Origin of the sequence: Pseudoalteromonas sp. Isolate6, from assembly GCF_022398435.1 — a bacterium.
Classification (GTDB): domain Bacteria; phylum Pseudomonadota; class Gammaproteobacteria; order Enterobacterales; family Alteromonadaceae; genus Pseudoalteromonas; species Pseudoalteromonas galatheae.
In genome coordinates this window covers 1-886 of the sequence record NZ_JAKEVK010000399.1, presented here as the reverse complement: position 1 = coordinate 886, position 886 = coordinate 1, and the positions used below count along the sequence as shown (strand labels likewise).

Here is an 886-nt window from a genome sequence, read left to right as displayed (position 1 = left end):
GTGTAGAAGTTATTCAGGTTCGTCGACTTAAGTGTTATCCACTTACTCACGCTTATCGGGAACTTTGTCGTTATCTTGTTCGGCCTCAGAGTATCGCTCGTGTACAGCGTCACCAGCCCCGTCTCAAACGTGTAGTTGCACAGCACTACTGACTCAATCGACTTTATTTTGATAGGCATCATTATCTCGTTGCTTCCGAGGATGTATTCGCTCGTCACTGCCAACCTGTAGTTGTACAACCCGTCTATTCCGTATATTTCAAAGTACTGGACGTAGTCGTCATACCTTCCGAACACTATGTTCTCGTCTTGTGAACCACCTGAAGACTCCTCATCGTCATCCTTGTCCTGCTCGTAGTCAGTCTCCCATAGGCAGCCGTTAAAGTCGCTGTTCAGGTCAAGGCTATTAAAGTAGTCGCATAGGTAACCGTACCGTGCATCGTCCTCCACGTTCAAATTCAGGTTGGGCCCGGCCATACCGTCCTGCTCGCTCGTCACGATGCTGTAGCGGCTCTCGGTGGTCGTGTTGTAGAATATTATGAAGGCTCTGCTGCTGAAGTTAAAGTCCACCACTTCGCTCTCTATGTTCATCCATAGACACCGGAAGTTCAGGTTGTAGTTGACGTTTTTAAGCGCAATCTGGATGCAGATCTCGAATGAGTCCTTCATCTCATTGAAGCGCCATATGTACGCCATGTACTTCTTCGTCAGCGTCACCAGGAACAGCTTGTGGAAGGGAGTGGGCCCGTTGTAGTTCTTCTTCAAGCTTGCGCTGATCACCGAGGTATGGTGGCACAGAGACCACAGCTCCCCCTTCAGTATCGTTTTCGAGGTCCTGTCCGAGCTCTGAGTGTACAGGAAGCTGGGATTCTTTACCTGCGTCGTCT

2 protein-coding genes are annotated in these 886 nt (G+C 49.4%); both read right to left on the bottom strand.

Features of this window, described 5'->3' with window-relative positions; genetic code table 11:
- Nucleotides 1-695: hypothetical protein (locus L1D50_RS23130; RefSeq protein WP_239966951.1), on the bottom strand; the 695-nt coding region annotated here is incomplete at its 3' end.
- A partial coding sequence (locus tag L1D50_RS23125; protein ID WP_239966950.1) for a hypothetical protein occupies nucleotides 670-886 on the bottom strand: 217 nt, incomplete at its 5' end. The genes L1D50_RS23125 and L1D50_RS23130, both read right to left, overlap by 26 nt.